The organism is Pseudomonas sp. DrBHI1, from assembly GCF_002205115.1.
GTDB classification, from domain to species: Bacteria; Pseudomonadota; Gammaproteobacteria; order Pseudomonadales; family Pseudomonadaceae; genus Aquipseudomonas; species Aquipseudomonas mosselii.
Window position 1 is genome coordinate 90,812 of sequence record NZ_NIBE01000054.1, and the last position, 13,352, is coordinate 104,163.

General features: G+C 64.5%; 14 protein-coding genes. 7 read left to right on the forward strand and 7 right to left on the reverse strand.

Features of this window, described 5'->3' with window-relative positions:
- Positions 1 to 463 precede the first annotated feature (463 nt).
- A complete protein-coding gene (locus CC207_RS10335; RefSeq protein WP_023629361.1) occupies positions 464 to 1,231 on the forward strand; it encodes an SDR family oxidoreductase in 768 nt (255 codons plus the stop codon).
- A 68-nt stretch (positions 1,232 to 1,299) separates the two neighbouring features.
- Here CC207_RS10335 and CC207_RS10340 read toward each other — a convergent pair whose 3' ends face one another.
- The 3 genes from CC207_RS10340 to CC207_RS10350 form a co-directional block, all read right to left on the reverse strand.
- Positions 1,300 to 2,388, reverse strand: a complete 1,089-nt coding sequence (locus CC207_RS10340; RefSeq protein ID WP_028688238.1) for an AGE family epimerase/isomerase — start codon at positions 2,386 to 2,388, stop codon at positions 1,300 to 1,302.
- A 66-nt stretch (positions 2,389 to 2,454) separates the two neighbouring features.
- On the reverse strand, positions 2,455 to 3,087 hold the full coding sequence (locus tag CC207_RS10345) for a TetR family transcriptional regulator (RefSeq protein WP_028688237.1): 633 nt from the start codon (positions 3,085 to 3,087) through the stop codon (positions 2,455 to 2,457).
- Positions 3,088 to 3,209: 122 nt separating this feature from the next.
- On the reverse strand, positions 3,210 to 3,620 hold the full coding sequence (locus CC207_RS10350; RefSeq protein ID WP_088852050.1) for a phage infection protein: 411 nt from the start codon (positions 3,618 to 3,620) through the stop codon (positions 3,210 to 3,212).
- A gap of 316 nt (positions 3,621 to 3,936) precedes the next feature.
- Between CC207_RS10350 and CC207_RS10355 the strand changes: the two genes are divergently transcribed.
- Positions 3,937 to 6,003 carry an AsmA family protein gene (locus CC207_RS10355; RefSeq protein ID WP_088852051.1) on the forward strand — a complete coding sequence of 689 codons (2,067 nt, stop codon included), beginning with the start codon at positions 3,937 to 3,939 and terminating at the stop codon, positions 6,001 to 6,003.
- A 120-nt stretch (positions 6,004 to 6,123) separates the two neighbouring features.
- On the opposite strand, the gene CC207_RS10360 is transcribed toward CC207_RS10355, so the two are convergent.
- Positions 6,124 to 6,651 carry a ferritin-like domain-containing protein gene (locus tag CC207_RS10360; RefSeq protein WP_036985638.1) on the reverse strand — a complete coding sequence of 176 codons (528 nt, stop codon included), beginning with the start codon at positions 6,649 to 6,651 and terminating at the stop codon, positions 6,124 to 6,126.
- Positions 6,652 to 6,687: 36 nt separating this feature from the next.
- The gene (gene osmE / locus CC207_RS10365) at positions 6,688 to 7,029 is read right to left on the reverse strand and encodes an osmotically-inducible lipoprotein OsmE (protein ID WP_028688233.1); all 342 of its coding nucleotides are present in this window, start codon (positions 7,027 to 7,029) and stop codon (positions 6,688 to 6,690) included.
- Between the two features lie 124 nt (positions 7,030 to 7,153).
- On the opposite strand from osmE, the gene CC207_RS10370 reads away from it, so the two are divergent.
- Complete coding sequence (locus CC207_RS10370) at positions 7,154 to 8,044, forward strand: triacylglycerol lipase (protein WP_088852052.1); 891 nt, start codon at positions 7,154 to 7,156, stop codon at positions 8,042 to 8,044.
- A 114-nt stretch (positions 8,045 to 8,158) separates the two neighbouring features.
- On the opposite strand, the gene CC207_RS10375 is transcribed toward CC207_RS10370, so the two are convergent.
- Entirely contained in the window at positions 8,159 to 9,031 is an 873-nt protein-coding gene (locus CC207_RS10375) for a DMT family transporter (RefSeq protein WP_062360873.1), read from the reverse strand.
- A gap of 188 nt (positions 9,032 to 9,219) precedes the next feature.
- On the opposite strand from CC207_RS10375, the gene CC207_RS10380 reads away from it, so the two are divergent.
- From CC207_RS10380 to CC207_RS10390, 3 genes are all read left to right on the forward strand, one after another.
- Positions 9,220 to 10,008: a helix-turn-helix transcriptional regulator gene (locus CC207_RS10380; RefSeq protein ID WP_028688230.1), complete on the forward strand. Its 789-nt coding sequence runs from the start codon at positions 9,220 to 9,222 to the stop codon at positions 10,006 to 10,008.
- 64 nt (positions 10,009 to 10,072) lie between these two features.
- Positions 10,073 to 10,366, forward strand: coding sequence for a PsiF family protein (locus CC207_RS10385; RefSeq protein WP_062360875.1), 294 nt, complete (start codon positions 10,073 to 10,075; stop codon positions 10,364 to 10,366).
- A gap of 70 nt (positions 10,367 to 10,436) precedes the next feature.
- Positions 10,437 to 11,444 carry an AI-2E family transporter gene (locus CC207_RS10390; protein WP_062360876.1) on the forward strand — a complete coding sequence of 336 codons (1,008 nt, stop codon included), beginning with the start codon at positions 10,437 to 10,439 and terminating at the stop codon, positions 11,442 to 11,444.
- Positions 11,445 to 11,480: 36 nt separating this feature from the next.
- On the opposite strand, the gene CC207_RS10395 is transcribed toward CC207_RS10390, so the two are convergent.
- On the reverse strand, positions 11,481 to 12,752 hold the full coding sequence (locus CC207_RS10395; RefSeq protein ID WP_062360878.1) for an Hsp70 family protein: 1,272 nt from the start codon (positions 12,750 to 12,752) through the stop codon (positions 11,481 to 11,483).
- Positions 12,753 to 12,915: 163 nt separating this feature from the next.
- Between CC207_RS10395 and CC207_RS27505 the strand changes: the two genes are divergently transcribed.
- On the forward strand, positions 12,916 to 13,352 hold a 437-nt coding region (locus CC207_RS27505), incomplete at its 3' end, for a DnaJ domain-containing protein (RefSeq protein WP_256582063.1).

Sequence of the window (13,352 nt, forward strand, 5' to 3'; positions counted from 1 at the left end):
GGATTATGTGGAACCGCCTGTGGAAAACATGGTGGCACCTCGCTCCAGCCCAGATAAATCAGCGCGTTCGAGCATTTGGTCGTTTTTTGACCAATAACGGTTTGTGCATGATTTTGCATGTGTTTTGCGCAGCCCATGGATTTACCCACAGCGGGGAAATTTTTGTGGATAACTCTGTGGGAAAACCTTGGACAGACCGCCAGAGACGGCATGGTTGAAAGCCTTGCGCCATCATCCACGGATGTCCACAGCGCGCAGAGGTTCCCTTGACCCGACGAGTTGCCCCCAATCCATGGGGAAAGCCTTGTGGATAAGGTGCGCATAGCCCGGTGCAGCCCTTCTACCACGGGCCTCAGCGAGGTTAGTACATTTTTTGACCAGCGGTGATGACGGTTGTGGTTGAGCCCTGCGCCGGGCATGCTGCGAGGCCTGTCGACGACAATCCAACGCTAAGGAGAAGAGCATGACATCCACCGTATTCATCACTGGCGCGACGTCCGGTTTTGGCGAGGCCACCGCCCGCCGTTTCGCCGACGCCGGCTGGAAGCTGGTACTCACCGGTCGGCGCAAGGAGCGCCTGGATGCGTTGTGCCAGGAACTGTCGGCCAAGACCGAGGTGCACGGCCTGGTGGTCGATGTGCGTGACCGTCAGGCGATGGAAGCCGCCATCGCCAGCCTGCCGCCGAGCTTCGACAAGCTGCAGGGCCTGGTCAACAACGCCGGCCTGGCGCTGGGCGTGGACGCCGCGCAGAACTGCAGCCTGGACGACTGGGAAACCATGGTCGACACCAACATCAAGGGGCTGATGTACACCACTCGCCTGCTGTTGCCTCGATTGATTGCCCATGGGCGTGGCGCGTCGATCCTCAACGTCGGTTCGGTGGCGGGCAACTACCCGTACCCGGGCGCGAATGTGTATGGCGGCACCAAGGCCTTCGTCGGCCAGTTTTCCCTGAGCCTGCGCTGCGACCTGCGAGGAACGGGCGTGCGGGTGAGCAATATCGAGCCGGGGCTGTGCGAGAGCGAGTTCTCGCTGGTGCGCTTCGGCGGTGACCAAGCCAAGTATGACGCCACCTATGCCGGCGCCGAGCCAATCCAGCCGCAGGACATCGCCGAGACCATCTTCTGGATTCTCAACCAGCCGGCACATATCAACATCAACAGCCTTGAGCTGATGCCAGTGAGCCAGGACTGGGCAGGGTTCTCGATCGACCGGTCGGCCAAGGGCTGATACGCCAATGATCGCGGGGCAAGCCCGCTCCCACGATGGCGTGGGAGCGGGCTTGCCCCGCGATTGTGTCAGATCAGGCGCTGCAAGCCTTCCAGGCAGGTCGCCAGGTGATACGGCGTAGTCGATGGCATGTCGTGGCGGCTGACCGCGCCATTACCATCACGGCACTCATGCCAGCCACCGTCATGCAGGAATCGCGACTCCAGCGCCTGTAGCTGCGCCAGCAACCTCGCCTCGCTTCCTGGCCGCAAGGCCAGCGCCCGCAGGTACTCGGCCTGGGCCCAGATCCGTTGGGTCGCATCGATGACCTTGCCGTCCACATCGAGCATCGCCAGCACCGCCGTATCTTTCACACCGTACTGCTCGGCGTAGTCGAAGGCGCGGGTGATGGAAGCGTGCAGCGCTGTCCCGCGCAGCAGCGGCGAGGTGTCCAGCAAGTAGAACCATTCGAACTGGTGCCCCGGCTCGAACCAGTTATCCACAGACCCGCGTGGTTTTTCCAGCATCAGGCCGTGGCGCTGTTCGATGAATTGCACCTGCAGCGCGTCGCACAACTGCAGCAGCGACTGGCGAACCTCGTCGTCCTCGCGCACGGCCAGTACCTGAAGGAAAGCCTCGGCCAGGTGCATCTGCGGGTTCTGCAGCGAGCCGCTGCCCAGGTCCGACCAGTCCTCAGCGAGGCTGGCCTCGTACAGGCCATCGTCACGGGCGAACTGCTCGGCAACGACTTCGAGGGCACCGTTGAGCGTGGCTTCCACCAGGCCTTCTCCGACCTTGCCCCAGTAATGGGCACAGGCGAACACGATGAAGGCGTGGGTGTAGAGGTCCTTGCGTCGGTCCAACGGCTTGCCCTGCGCGTCGATGCTGTAGAACCAGCCGCCGTGCTCGGCGTCGTGGAAGTGCTTCTGCAGCGAACGGAACAGCGCGGCGGCGCGTTCGGCGGCGCCCGGTTGACCGATGCGGCTGCTGAACAGGTACAGCTGGCGGGCGCAGGCCATGGCCCGGTAGCGTTGCACCGGCAGTGGCCGGTGCTGGGTGTCCAGGGCTTCGTACGGCAGGGCCATGTCGGCGTTCCAGCCAGGGCCCTGCCACAGCGGCACGATGCGCTCGGCGAAGTGCTGTTGGAAACGGGTCAATGCGGGGCGGGGGTCGGACATGGTCGCGCTCGTGACGGTCGGGCAGGGCGCCATGGTAGCAGATGTAACAAGTGCTTCGTGGGCGCGTCAGCCGGGATTGCCCAGCCCCTGCCAGTGCCGCGCGCCCACGAAGATGAAGCGCAGTTGCTGGGTGATCTTCTCCTGGGGCGTCAGCGCCTGTGGATGACCCGACTCAGGGCTGTCGATCAGTTCCGGCAGGGTGGCGAACACGGTCTTGACCACCAGGTCGGCCATCACCGCCAAGGCGGCGCCGTCCAGATGCTGCCAACGCGGCATGCGTGCCAGGTCTGTGGCCAGGTCGTTGCTGATGTCCTGGCGCAGGCGGGCGATGGCCTGGCGCACTGGCTGCGAGCCGCCGTATTGCTCGCGGGCGAGGAACAGGAACTGCGCCCGGTGGGCGACGACCACGTCGAGGAAGATGCGCACCGAGGCGTCGGTGATGCCGCCCAGCTCGAATTCGTTGTGGCGTACCAGGCGGATGGTCTGGCGGAAAGTGGTGTCCACCTCGGCAACCAGGGCCAGGCCCAGCGCATCCATGTCGGGGAAGTGGCGGTAGAAGCCGGTGGGCACGATGCCCGCGGCCTTGGCCACCTCGCGCAGGCTGATGCTGCCGAAGCCACGGCCGCTCTCCATGAGCAGGCAGGCGGCATCCAGCAGGGCCTGGCGGGTCTGTAGCTTCTGTTCGGCGCGAGGCAGCATGGGGCAGGATTCTATGACGGTACGGCTGGGCATTCTGGATAAAAAAACAAAGCCCGGTCAATGGACCGGGCTTGGAGGGTAGCAGGCGCAGTGGGGCGGGTTGTTGTTCTCGGCCATGGCGATCAGCTCACACGGCTGAGTTCGACCAGACGATCCGAGCCACCTTCGGCGATACGGTTGTTGCGTTCGTTGAGGCGATCGGCGCCACCCTCGGCGACACGGTCATTGCGTTGGATCAGACGATCCGAGCCACCCTCGGCAACCCGGTCATTGCGTTGAATCAAGCGATCGGAGCCACCTTCGGCGACGCGGTTGTTACGTTCGAGCAGACGCTCGGAGCCGCCTTCGGCCACACGGCCTGCGCGCTCCTGCAGGCGCTCGGCGCCACCTTCTGCCAAGGTGTTCAGCGGTTGGCTGACGGTGGCGGCGCTGGAGCGCGATTCGGCGCTCAGGTGCTGGTCTTCGGCTGGCAGGGCGAAGGCGTTGGCGGCAAGTACGGACAGGGTCAGGCTCAGCAGCAGATGGCGTTTCATGGTTCGGTGCTCCTCGGGGGGCTGGAAAGTGGGTACGAAGCCAATGCTACGCCTGGTAACTCCAGAGAAAAGTTCATCAGGATAATGGTAACAATCGACAGGATTGATACTGTGCGTGGAGGGCTCTGGATCAGTGTTTTCAGGTGTTTATCAAACACTGAGGCACGCTTGATCCCCGGTAACACTGCCGCTGTCCGTGGACGAAAAGCTGAGAAAGGCGTCAGGAAAATCCTGGTTATCATGGCGCACGGATTAAACCCGGCGGTTTTTCATCAGTCCGACATAATGAGTGCCATGCAGTCAGGAGAACCATGCAATGACGCGCCCTGCCAGAATCCTCATCTGGACCTTCGCCACCCTTGCCACCCTGCTGGCGATCCTGGTGGTGGTGATCGCCACCTTTGACTGGAACCGCGTCAAGCCGCTGCTCAACGAGAAAGTCTCCGAAGCGCTGCAGCGGCCCTTCGCGATCAACGGCAACCTCGCCGTGCACTGGCGCACCGAACCCGAGGAAGGCGGCTGGCGGGCCTTCGTGCCCTGGCCGCACTTCAGCGCCGAGGACCTCACCCTGGGCAACCCCGACTGGCTCAAGGCGCCGCGCATGGTCGCCCTCGAGCGTGTGGACTTTCGCCTGGCGCCCTTGCCGCTGATCGTCCAGCGCATCAGTATCCCGCGCATCGACCTGGTCAAGCCCAGCGCCAGCCTTACCCGGCTGGCCGATGGCCGGGCCAACTGGGTGTTCGATTTCGGGCCCAAGGATGAGAACGAGGCACCGTCAAAGTGGGAGCTGGACATCGGCGCCATCGGCTTCGACCAGGGCAACGTCAGCTTTGACGACCAGACGCTGAAGACCAGCATGAAGGTGCAGGTCGATCCGCTGGGCAAGCCGATCCCGTTCAGCGACATCGTCGGCAAGGCCCGCGCCGAGAAGGCCGGCAATGCCCAGGACTATGCCTTCGGCTTCAAGGCCCAGGGCCGCTACAAGGGCCTGGCGGTGGCCGGCACCGGCAAGATCGGCGGCCTGCTGGCGCTGCAGGACGCCAGCCAGCCGTTTCCGCTGCAGGCCGATGTGCGTATCGGCGATACCCAGGTCGCGCTGGCCGGGACCCTGACCGATCCACGCAACCTCGGCGCCCTCGACCTGCGCCTGAAGCTTTCCGGCAACAGCCTGGGCAACCTCTACCCGCTGACCGGCGTGACCTTGCCCGATACGCCGCCGTACGCCACCGATGGTCATCTGACCGCCAACTTGCACGCCGCCGGCGGCGCGCAGTTCCGTTACGAGGGCTTCAACGGCAAGATCGGCGACAGCGACATTCACGGCGACCTGGTCTTTGTCGCCAGCCAGTCCCGGCCGAAGCTCTCCGGCAACCTGGTCTCCAACCAACTGCTGTTCAAGGACCTGGCGCCACTGATCGGCGCCGATTCCAACAGCGAGCAGAAGGCCCGCGGCGGTGCCAGCAAGCAGCCGGCCGGCAAGGTGCTGCCGGTCGAAGAATTCCGCACCGAGCGCTGGCGGGCCATGGACGCCGATGTGACCTTCGCCGGCAAGCGCATCGTGCACAGCGAGACGCTGCCGTTCAACGACCTGTCCGCCCATGTGATCCTCGAGGACGGCCTGCTGCGTCTGGAGCCGCTGCGCTTCGGCGTGGCCGGCGGCAACCTCGATTCCAACATCCACCTGGACGGGCGCAGCGCGCCGTTGCAGGGTCGTGCACGGCTGACCGCGCGTGGCTTCAAGCTCAAGCAGCTGTTCCCCAGCTTCGCGCCGATGCAGACCAGCTTCGGCGAACTCAACGGCGATGCCGACATCAGTGGCCGGGGCAACTCGGTGGCCGCGCTGCTGGGCACTTCCAACGGGGATCTACGCCTGCTGATCAACGATGGCGCAATCAGCCGCAGCCTGATGGAGATCGCTGGGCTGAACGTGGGCAACTACGTGATCGGCAAGTTGTTTGGCGACGAAGATGTGAAGATCAATTGTGCCGCAGCGGATGTCGGGATCAAGGATGGCCTGGCCACCAGCCGCTTGTTCGTTTTCGATACCGAGAACGCGATCATCTACATCAACGGTACGGCCAACTTCGCCAGCGAGCAGTTGGACCTGAAGATCACCCCGGAGTCCAAGGGCCTGCGTCTGTTCTCGCTGCGTTCGCCATTGTATGTGCGCGGACCGTTCGCCAAGCCGAGTGCCGGCGTGCAGGCGGTGCCGCTGGCGCTGCGTGGCGCGGGAATGGTGGCGCTTGGCGTGGTGGCCGGCCCGGCGGCGGGGCTGCTGGCGCTGATCGCGCCGAGCAGCGGGGATGAACCCAACCAGTGCACGCCGTTGTTGCAGCAGATGCGCGCTGGCAAGGCGCCGGCGGCGGTGAAGGGCAAGAAATAGGGCCGCTTTGCGGCCCTTTCGCGACGCAAGGCCGCTCCCACAGGCAAAGCGTCGATCTTGAGTCATATGCTTGACCTGTGGGAGCGGCTTTGCGAAAGGGGCGCACAGCGCCCCCAGGTATCACAGCCCCTGCAACAGGTCCGACATATCGTCCGCGTGCTCTTCCTCCTGGGCCAGGATGTCCTCGAAGATGCGCCGGGTGGTCGGGTCCTTGTCGCCGATGTACTGGATGATCTCGCGGTAGCTGTCGATGGCGATGCGCTCGGCCACCAGGTCCTCCAGCACCATCTCCTTCAACGAATTGCCTGCCACATACTGCGCGTGGGAGTTCTTGGTCAGGTTGTCCGGATTGAAGTCCGGCTCGCCGCCCAGCTGCACGATGCGTTCGGCCAGCTTGTCGGCGTGCTCGGCTTCCTGGTTGGCATGCTCGAGGAACTCCGCGGCGGCAACGCTGGCCTTGATGCCGCTGGCCATGAAGTAGTGACGCTTGTAGCGCAGGACGCAGACCAGCTCGGTGGCCAGCGACTCGTTGAGCAGGCGCAGGATCTTTTCACGATCGGCGTGGTAACCCTCGGTCACCGCGCCTTGCTCGACATGCTGGCGGGCACGTTCGCGCAGGGTCTTCACATCGGTCAGTTCAACGCTCATGTTCATCTCCGAAAGCATCAGGGTAGTCATGGTGTGTCATGCGCCGTGTACGGCGTCGCTGTCTTGTTGGCGTTGCTTGCAGGTCTTGAAGCCCTTGGCGTCGACATGGCCGGTGGCGTCGAAACGCACGTAGTAGGGCTGCTGGTGGCCATCACGGTTGAGGATGTAGTCATTGCAGGTGCCGCCGTGGGGCAGGTCGATGACGTTGGACGGGCTGCCGCCGATGGCAATGACCTTCTGCATGGTCATGCCGTGCTCAACCTGCTTGACCAGCGGTTCGTCGCGATAGGTGACATAGTCCACCGGGTTTTCCGGGCGGCTGCCGCAGGCGGCTAGGGTGGCGCTTGCCAGAAGGATGGCCAGGGTTCGCTTGTACATGGTCCCGCTCCTTGCTCAGGGTCTGTTCTGCTTGGAACCGCGCGGCGCGCCGGGAGTTCGATTGCACTTGTCGCCGGTCGCGCTGTAGGGTGGACCGGTCTGTTCACGGATGAGGGCAAGGGGGATGAGTCAGGAGCTGGCCACGCGTTATCCACTGGTGCTGGTGCCGGGCATGCTCGGGTTCGTGCGGGCGCTGGTGTATCCCTACTGGTTCGGCATCGTGCCGGCATTGCGCCGGGGCGGCGCGCAGGTATTCCCGGTGCAGGTGTCGCCGCTGCATTCCAGCGAAGTGCGGGGTGAGCAGCTGCTCGGCATCATCGAGGACATCTGTCAGCGCACGGGGGCCGACAAGGTCAACCTGATCGGTCACAGCCAGGGCGCCCTCAGTGCCCGCTATGCGGCGGCGAAGCGGCCTGACCGGGTGGCTTCGGTGACGTCGGTGGCCGGCCCCAATCATGGCTCGGAGCTGGCCGACCATCTCGAACGCACGGCACCTGGTGACTCTGTGCGGGGGCGCTTCCTCAAGGCTGTGCTGCATGGCTTCGCTGTGGTGTTGGGTTGGCTGGAGACCGGCTGGCGCCGCGATCCGCTGCCGATCGACGTGCACGCCTCCCATCAGTCGCTGACCAGTGCCGGGGTGGCGCTGTTCAACCAGGCTTATCCACAGGGGCTGCCCGAGGTCTGGGGCGGCGAAGGGCCGGCTGAGGTGAACGGTGTTCGCTACTACTCCTGGTCCGGCACCCTGCAGCCAGGGCGCACCGACCAAGGCTTGAACCGGTTTGACGGCAGCAACCGATTTTGCCGGCTGTTCGCCCGCAGTTTCGTCCGAGAGAAGGGGCAGTGCGATGGCATGGTCGGGCGCTTCAGCTCGCACTTGGGTCTGGTGATCGGGGACGACTACCCGCTCGATCACCTGGATATCGTCAATCAGTCGCTGGGCGCGGTGGGCAAGGGTGCCGAGCCGGTGAGGCTGTTCACCGAGCATGCCGCACGGCTCAAGGCTGCGGGGCTGTGAGAAGCCTGGGGCTGCTTCGCAGCCCTATCGCGACACAAGGCCGCTCCAGGGGATTGCGTTCGTCTGTGGGAGCGGCCTTGCGTCGCGAAAGGAGCGCGCAGCGCTCCCCGCGTACTAACGCCGTACCGGAGTGGTCCAACGCTCGGCCAGCAGCACGCCAACCAGCGTTAGCACACCGCCAACCAGGTGATAACTGGCCAACTGCTCATCTAGCACTACCGCCGCGATCACCGCCGTGACCACCGGCAGCAGGTTGAAGAACAGCGTGGTCCGGCTTGGCCCCAGACGGTGCACCGCCTGCATCCACACCCGTGGCGCGACCATCGAGGCCAGCAGGCCGGCATACAGCACCAGGCCAATGTTGTGGCCGTTCAACCCGGTCTTGGGTGACAGCAGGAACAGCGGCAGCAACACCAGGATCGCCACCAGCACCTGCAGGTACAGCAACTGCAGCGGCGGCAGGCGCAGCTGCCATTTTTTCAACAGGAAGCTGTACAGCGCATAGGCGAAAGTGGCCACCAGCATCATCAGGTCGCCGGCGTTCAACCCCTGGTGCAGCAGCACGCCGGGTTGCCCGGCCGAGACCACCTCCAGTACGCCGAAGAACGACACCAGCGCGCCCAGCAGCGCGCCATAGGTCAGGCGCTGACCGAGCCAGGCAATGGACAGGGCCAGCGACATCAGCGGCATCAACGAGAGGATGATGCCCATGTTGGTGGCGCTGGTGATGGCGGCGGCGAAGTAGGCCAGGCTCTGGTAGATGGCCATGCCCAGCACGCCCAGCACGAAGATCTTGCCCAGGTGCGGGCGGATGGCCGTGCGGTTGCGCCAGAGCTGTGGCAGCAGGAAAGGGGTGAACAGCAGGCCGGCCAGCAGCCAGCGGTAGAAGCCGATCTCGGCGGGGAAGATGGCCCCGGCGGACATCTTGGTGACCACGGTGTTGCCGGCCCAGATGAGGATGGCGATGACGGGGAAGAGGTAGTTCATGATGATTCTCGAGTTGCGGTTGACCCGTGGGAGCGGGCTTGCCCCGCGATTGCGCCAGGCCAGGAAATGATGTTGGCCGGGCGGGTGCAATCGCGGGGCAAGCCCGCTCCCACGTGGCGGCCATTATCGCTTGTCTGTCCAAATGCCTATACTTCCATCCAGACAACCCGTCCCGCGAAGCAGACAGCATGACCCGCAAGTTCCTCGACATCCCCCGGTTCGACCGGCTCCCCGCACCGGTCTACTTCCGCTACGACGAATTCGGCGCCGACACCCACAGCCCGCCGCACCGTCACCCCTGGGGCCAGCTCAACTATGCCTCCCATGGCCTGATGCACCTGGACGTCGAGGGCCAGCGCTTCATCTCGCCCCCGCACTACGCTGTCTGGGTGCCGCCGGAGACGGAGCATGGCTGCTACAACCCCCAGGCCATCATCTACCGTTCGGTCTATCTGGAGCGCAGCTTGTGCGCTGAACTGCCGGCGCAGCCCTGCAGCCTGGTGATCAGCGACATCCTCAAGGCGATCCTTGGCGACTTCGCCCGCCGCGACCTGCACATCGCCCAGGACGAGCGCGACCAGCGCCTGGTCCAGGTACTGATCGACCAACTGCGCCTGGCGCCGACGCAGACCTGTTATTTGCCGTTCGCCCGCAGCGACAGCCTGCGCCAGGTGCTCAAGGCGTTGCACGCGGGGCCTGGCGACAACCGGCCGCTCGCCCATTGGGCCGGGCAGGTGCATGTCAGCGAGCGTACCCTGGCCCGGCAGTTTCTGCGGGAGCTGGGGATGAGCTTCGGCGAATGGCGCTTGCGACTGCGCTTTCTGCGGGCTATCGAGGCGCTCGAGGCGGGCACGCCGATCCAGGCCATCGCCTTCGACCTCGGCTATAGCAGCGCTTCGGCCTTCATCGCCATGTTCCAGCGCCAGGCCAATTGCACCCCGGAGCAGTACCGGCGGCGGGCACGGACAGAGATGTAAGAATTCTTGTCTACACTCAGCTGCGACGAGCGCGCATCCGGCGCGCAGGCAAGGAGACCACTCCATGAAGCTGCTGCACGTACCCCTGCTGGTGTTGGGCCTGTTGATCGCGGGCCAAGGGTTCGCCGCCACCGCGCAACAGGAAAAGATGAAGACCTGCAACGCCGACGCCACCGCCAAGGCGCTCAAGGGCGATGAACGCAAGGCGTTCATGAGTACCTGCCTGAAAAAGGCCGAGCCGGCCAAAGCCGCCACCCAGCAGGAGAAGATGAAGACCTGCAACGCCGACGCCACCACCAAGGCGCTCAAGGGCGATGAACGCAAGACCTTCATGAGTGACTGCCTGAAGAAGAAATGACCTGCGCCTATGCCTCTGCCGTGAAGGCTGGCAGACTGCGGGACTTTCCGCTGTCTGCCGTTGAGGCTGTATGACTTTCACTCCCCGCCAGGTCACCCTGGCCAGCTGGATCATCGTCATGGCGGGCCTGTTGCTGGCGCTGCCGCTGAAGCTGCTGCCGAGCCTGCTGGCCGGCCTGCTGGTCTACGAGCTGGTCAACATGCTCACCCCGCGCCTGCAACCGCTGATCGCCGGGCAGCGCGCACGCTGGTTGGCGGTGGCGCTGCTCGGCACCCTGGTGGTGAGCACGCTGACGTTGCTGATCGCCGGCGCCTTCAGTTTCCTGCTGCACGAGGCCGAGAACCCCGGCGCCTCGCTGGACAAGTTCATGGGCCTGGTCGAGCGCGCGCGGGGCCAGCTGCCGCCGTTCATCGAAGCCTACCTGCCGGCCAGCGCCGCCGAGTTCAAGGTGGCCATCGGCGACTGGATCAAGAGCCACCTCAGCGACCTGCAACTGGTGGGCAAGGGCATGGCGCACATGTTCGTGACCCTGCTGATCGGCATGATCCTCGGCGCCATCGTCGCCCTGCAGCGCATCCCCGACATCTCCCGGCGCAAGCCCCTGGCGGCGGCGCTGTTCGAGCGCCTGAGCCTGCTGGTGCAGGCGTTTCGCAACATCGTCTTCGCGCAGATCAAGATCTCGCTGCTCAACACCTTCTTTACCGGCATCTTCCTGGCCGTGGTGCTACCACTGTTCGGCGTGCACCTGCCGTTGACCAAGACGCTGATCGTGCTGACCTTCCTGCTCGGGCTGCTGCCGGTGATCGGCAACCTGATGTCCAACACCCTGATCACCATCGTCGGCTTGTCGCTGTCGATCTGGGTGGCGATGGCGGCGCTGGGGTATCTGATTGTTATCCACAAGGTCGAGTACTTCCTCAACGCGCGGATCGTTGGCGGGCAGATCAGTGCCAAGGCCTGGGAGCTGTTGCTGGCGATGCTGGTGTTCGAGGCGGCATTCGGCTTGCCGGGGGTGGTGGCGGGGCCGATCTATTACGCTTACCTGAAGAGTGAGTTGAAGCGGGCGGAGTTGGTCTGAAGGATTGCCGGGGCCGCCACGCGGCCCCGGGATGGCTCAGGCGGCGCCGTAACGCTTGCGTGCCTCGATCGCCAGCCCACTGCCAATGCTGCCGAAGATATTGCCTTCCACATGCCGCGCATTGGGCAGCATCGCCGCCACGCTGTTGCGCAGCGCCGGAATCCCGCTGGAACCACCGGTGAAGAACACCGTGTCCACCTGCCCTTCGCTCACGCCGGCCTTGGCCAGCAGCTCGGTCACGCTGCCGCGCACCCGCTCCAGCAACCCGCCGATGGCGTCTTCGAACAGCGCCCGGGTCAGCTCGGCCGACAGTTCAGGCTCGATCCGGCCGAAGTCGATGCGACGGCTGTCGCGCTCGGTCAGTTCGATCTTGCTGGCTTCCACTTCCATCGCCAGCCAGTGCCCGGCGCGCTGCTCGATCAGGTTGAACAGGCGGTCGATGCCTAGCGTGTCCTCGATGTCATAGCGCATGCTGCCCAGGGCCAGTTGCGACTTCTGCGAGTACAGGGCGTTGATGGTGTGCCAGGTGGCCAGGTTGAGGTGGTAGCTGGTGGGCATCAGCGCGCCGCTCTTCATCCGGCTGCCGTAGCCGAACAGCGGCATCACGCCCTGTAGGCTCAGCTGCTTGTCGAAGTCGGTACCGCCGATGTGCACGCCGCCGGTGGCGAGAATATCGCTCTGGCGCTCGGCCACCAGGTGACGCTCGGGCGACAGGCGGATCAGGGTAAAGTCCGAGGTACCACCGCCGATATCGACAATCAGGACCAGCTCTTCACGGCTAATGCCCGACTCGTAGTCGAACGCCGCGGCGATCGGTTCGTACTGGAACGACACGTCCTTGAAGCCGATCTTGCGCGCAACCTCCGCCAGGGTGTCCTCGGCCTCCTGGTCGGCGGCCGGGTCTTCGTCGACGAAGAACACCGGGCGGCCCAGCACCACTTGGTCGAATTCGCGGCCGGCATCGGCTTCGGCACGCTTTTTCAGTTCGCCGATGAACATGCCCAGCAGGTCCTTGAACGGCAGGGCGCTGCCCAGCACGCTGGTGTCGTGCTTGATCAGCTTGGAGCCCAGCAGGCTCTTGAGCGAGCGCATCAGGCGGCCTTCGTAGCCCTCCAGGTACTCGTGCAGGGCCAGGCGGCCGTACACCGGGCGACGCTCCTCGATGTTGAAGAAGACCACCGACGGCAGGGTGATCTTGCCGTCTTCCAGGGCGATCAGCGATTCGACGCCCGGGCGGTGCCAGCCGACCGTGGAGTTGGAGGTGCCGAAGTCGATGCCGAGGGCACGGGCCGGGGATACGTCAGACATGAAGGAGAGCTTCCGGAGGCAAAACGGCCGCGCAGTTTATGCCAGTCTGCGACTAAATCAAGACCGGTCGTCTGCGATAGCGCAACCCCGAATGAACCTTGAAAGGCTATGCTTGACCCCAATCTTCAATAGCAATACGTACATTCACATCGGTGATCCATAGATGGACTTCAAAGACTATTACAAGATACTCGGCGTCGAGGCGAGCGCGGACGAGAAGGCGATCAAGGCCGCGTACCGCAAGCTCGCGCGCAAGTATCACCCCGACGTCAGCAAGGAGCGTGACGCCGAGGACAAGTTCAAGGAGGCCAACGAGGCCTACGAAGTGCTTGGCGACAAGGACAAGCGTGCCGAGTACGACGAAATCCGCAAGTACGGCGGCCAGCATGGCCGGCCGTTCCAGGCGCCGCCTGGCTGGGAGTCCCGCGGCGGTGGTGGCGGTGGCTTCGAGGGTGGCGATTTTTCCGATTTCTTCAGCTCGATCTTCGGCGCCCGGGGCGGCAACCCCTTTGGTGGCGGCGGTGGCCGGCAGCAACGCAGTGCCGGCAGGCGAGGGCAGGACGTGGAACTGGAACTGGCGGTCTTCCTCGAAGAGACCCT

What these genes read in the sequence shown, in the direction of transcription:
- CC207_RS10335 (WP_023629361.1), top strand. Translation starts at nt 464, where the DNA reads ATGACATCCACCGTATTCATCACTGGCGCGACGTCCGGTTTTGGCGAG.
- CC207_RS10340 (WP_028688238.1), bottom strand. Translation starts at nt 2,388, where the DNA reads ATGTCCGACCCCCGCCCCGCATTGACCCGTTTCCAACAGCACTTCGCC.
- CC207_RS10345 (WP_028688237.1), bottom strand. Translation starts at nt 3,087, where the DNA reads ATGCTGCCTCGCGCCGAACAGAAGCTACAGACCCGCCAGGCCCTGCTG.
- CC207_RS10350 (WP_088852050.1), bottom strand. Translation starts at nt 3,620, where the DNA reads ATGAAACGCCATCTGCTGCTGAGCCTGACCCTGTCCGTACTTGCCGCC.
- CC207_RS10355 (WP_088852051.1), top strand. Translation starts at nt 3,937, where the DNA reads ATGACGCGCCCTGCCAGAATCCTCATCTGGACCTTCGCCACCCTTGCC.
- CC207_RS10360 (WP_036985638.1), bottom strand. Translation starts at nt 6,651, where the DNA reads ATGAGCGTTGAACTGACCGATGTGAAGACCCTGCGCGAACGTGCCCGC.
- osmE (WP_028688233.1), bottom strand. Translation starts at nt 7,029, where the DNA reads ATGTACAAGCGAACCCTGGCCATCCTTCTGGCAAGCGCCACCCTAGCC.
- CC207_RS10370 (WP_088852052.1), top strand. Translation starts at nt 7,154, where the DNA reads ATGAGTCAGGAGCTGGCCACGCGTTATCCACTGGTGCTGGTGCCGGGC.
- CC207_RS10375 (WP_062360873.1), bottom strand. Translation starts at nt 9,031, where the DNA reads ATGAACTACCTCTTCCCCGTCATCGCCATCCTCATCTGGGCCGGCAAC.
- CC207_RS10380 (WP_028688230.1), top strand. Translation starts at nt 9,220, where the DNA reads ATGACCCGCAAGTTCCTCGACATCCCCCGGTTCGACCGGCTCCCCGCA.
- CC207_RS10385 (WP_062360875.1), top strand. Translation starts at nt 10,073, where the DNA reads ATGAAGCTGCTGCACGTACCCCTGCTGGTGTTGGGCCTGTTGATCGCG.
- CC207_RS10390 (WP_062360876.1), top strand. Translation starts at nt 10,437, where the DNA reads ATGACTTTCACTCCCCGCCAGGTCACCCTGGCCAGCTGGATCATCGTC.
- CC207_RS10395 (WP_062360878.1), bottom strand. Translation starts at nt 12,752, where the DNA reads ATGTCTGACGTATCCCCGGCCCGTGCCCTCGGCATCGACTTCGGCACC.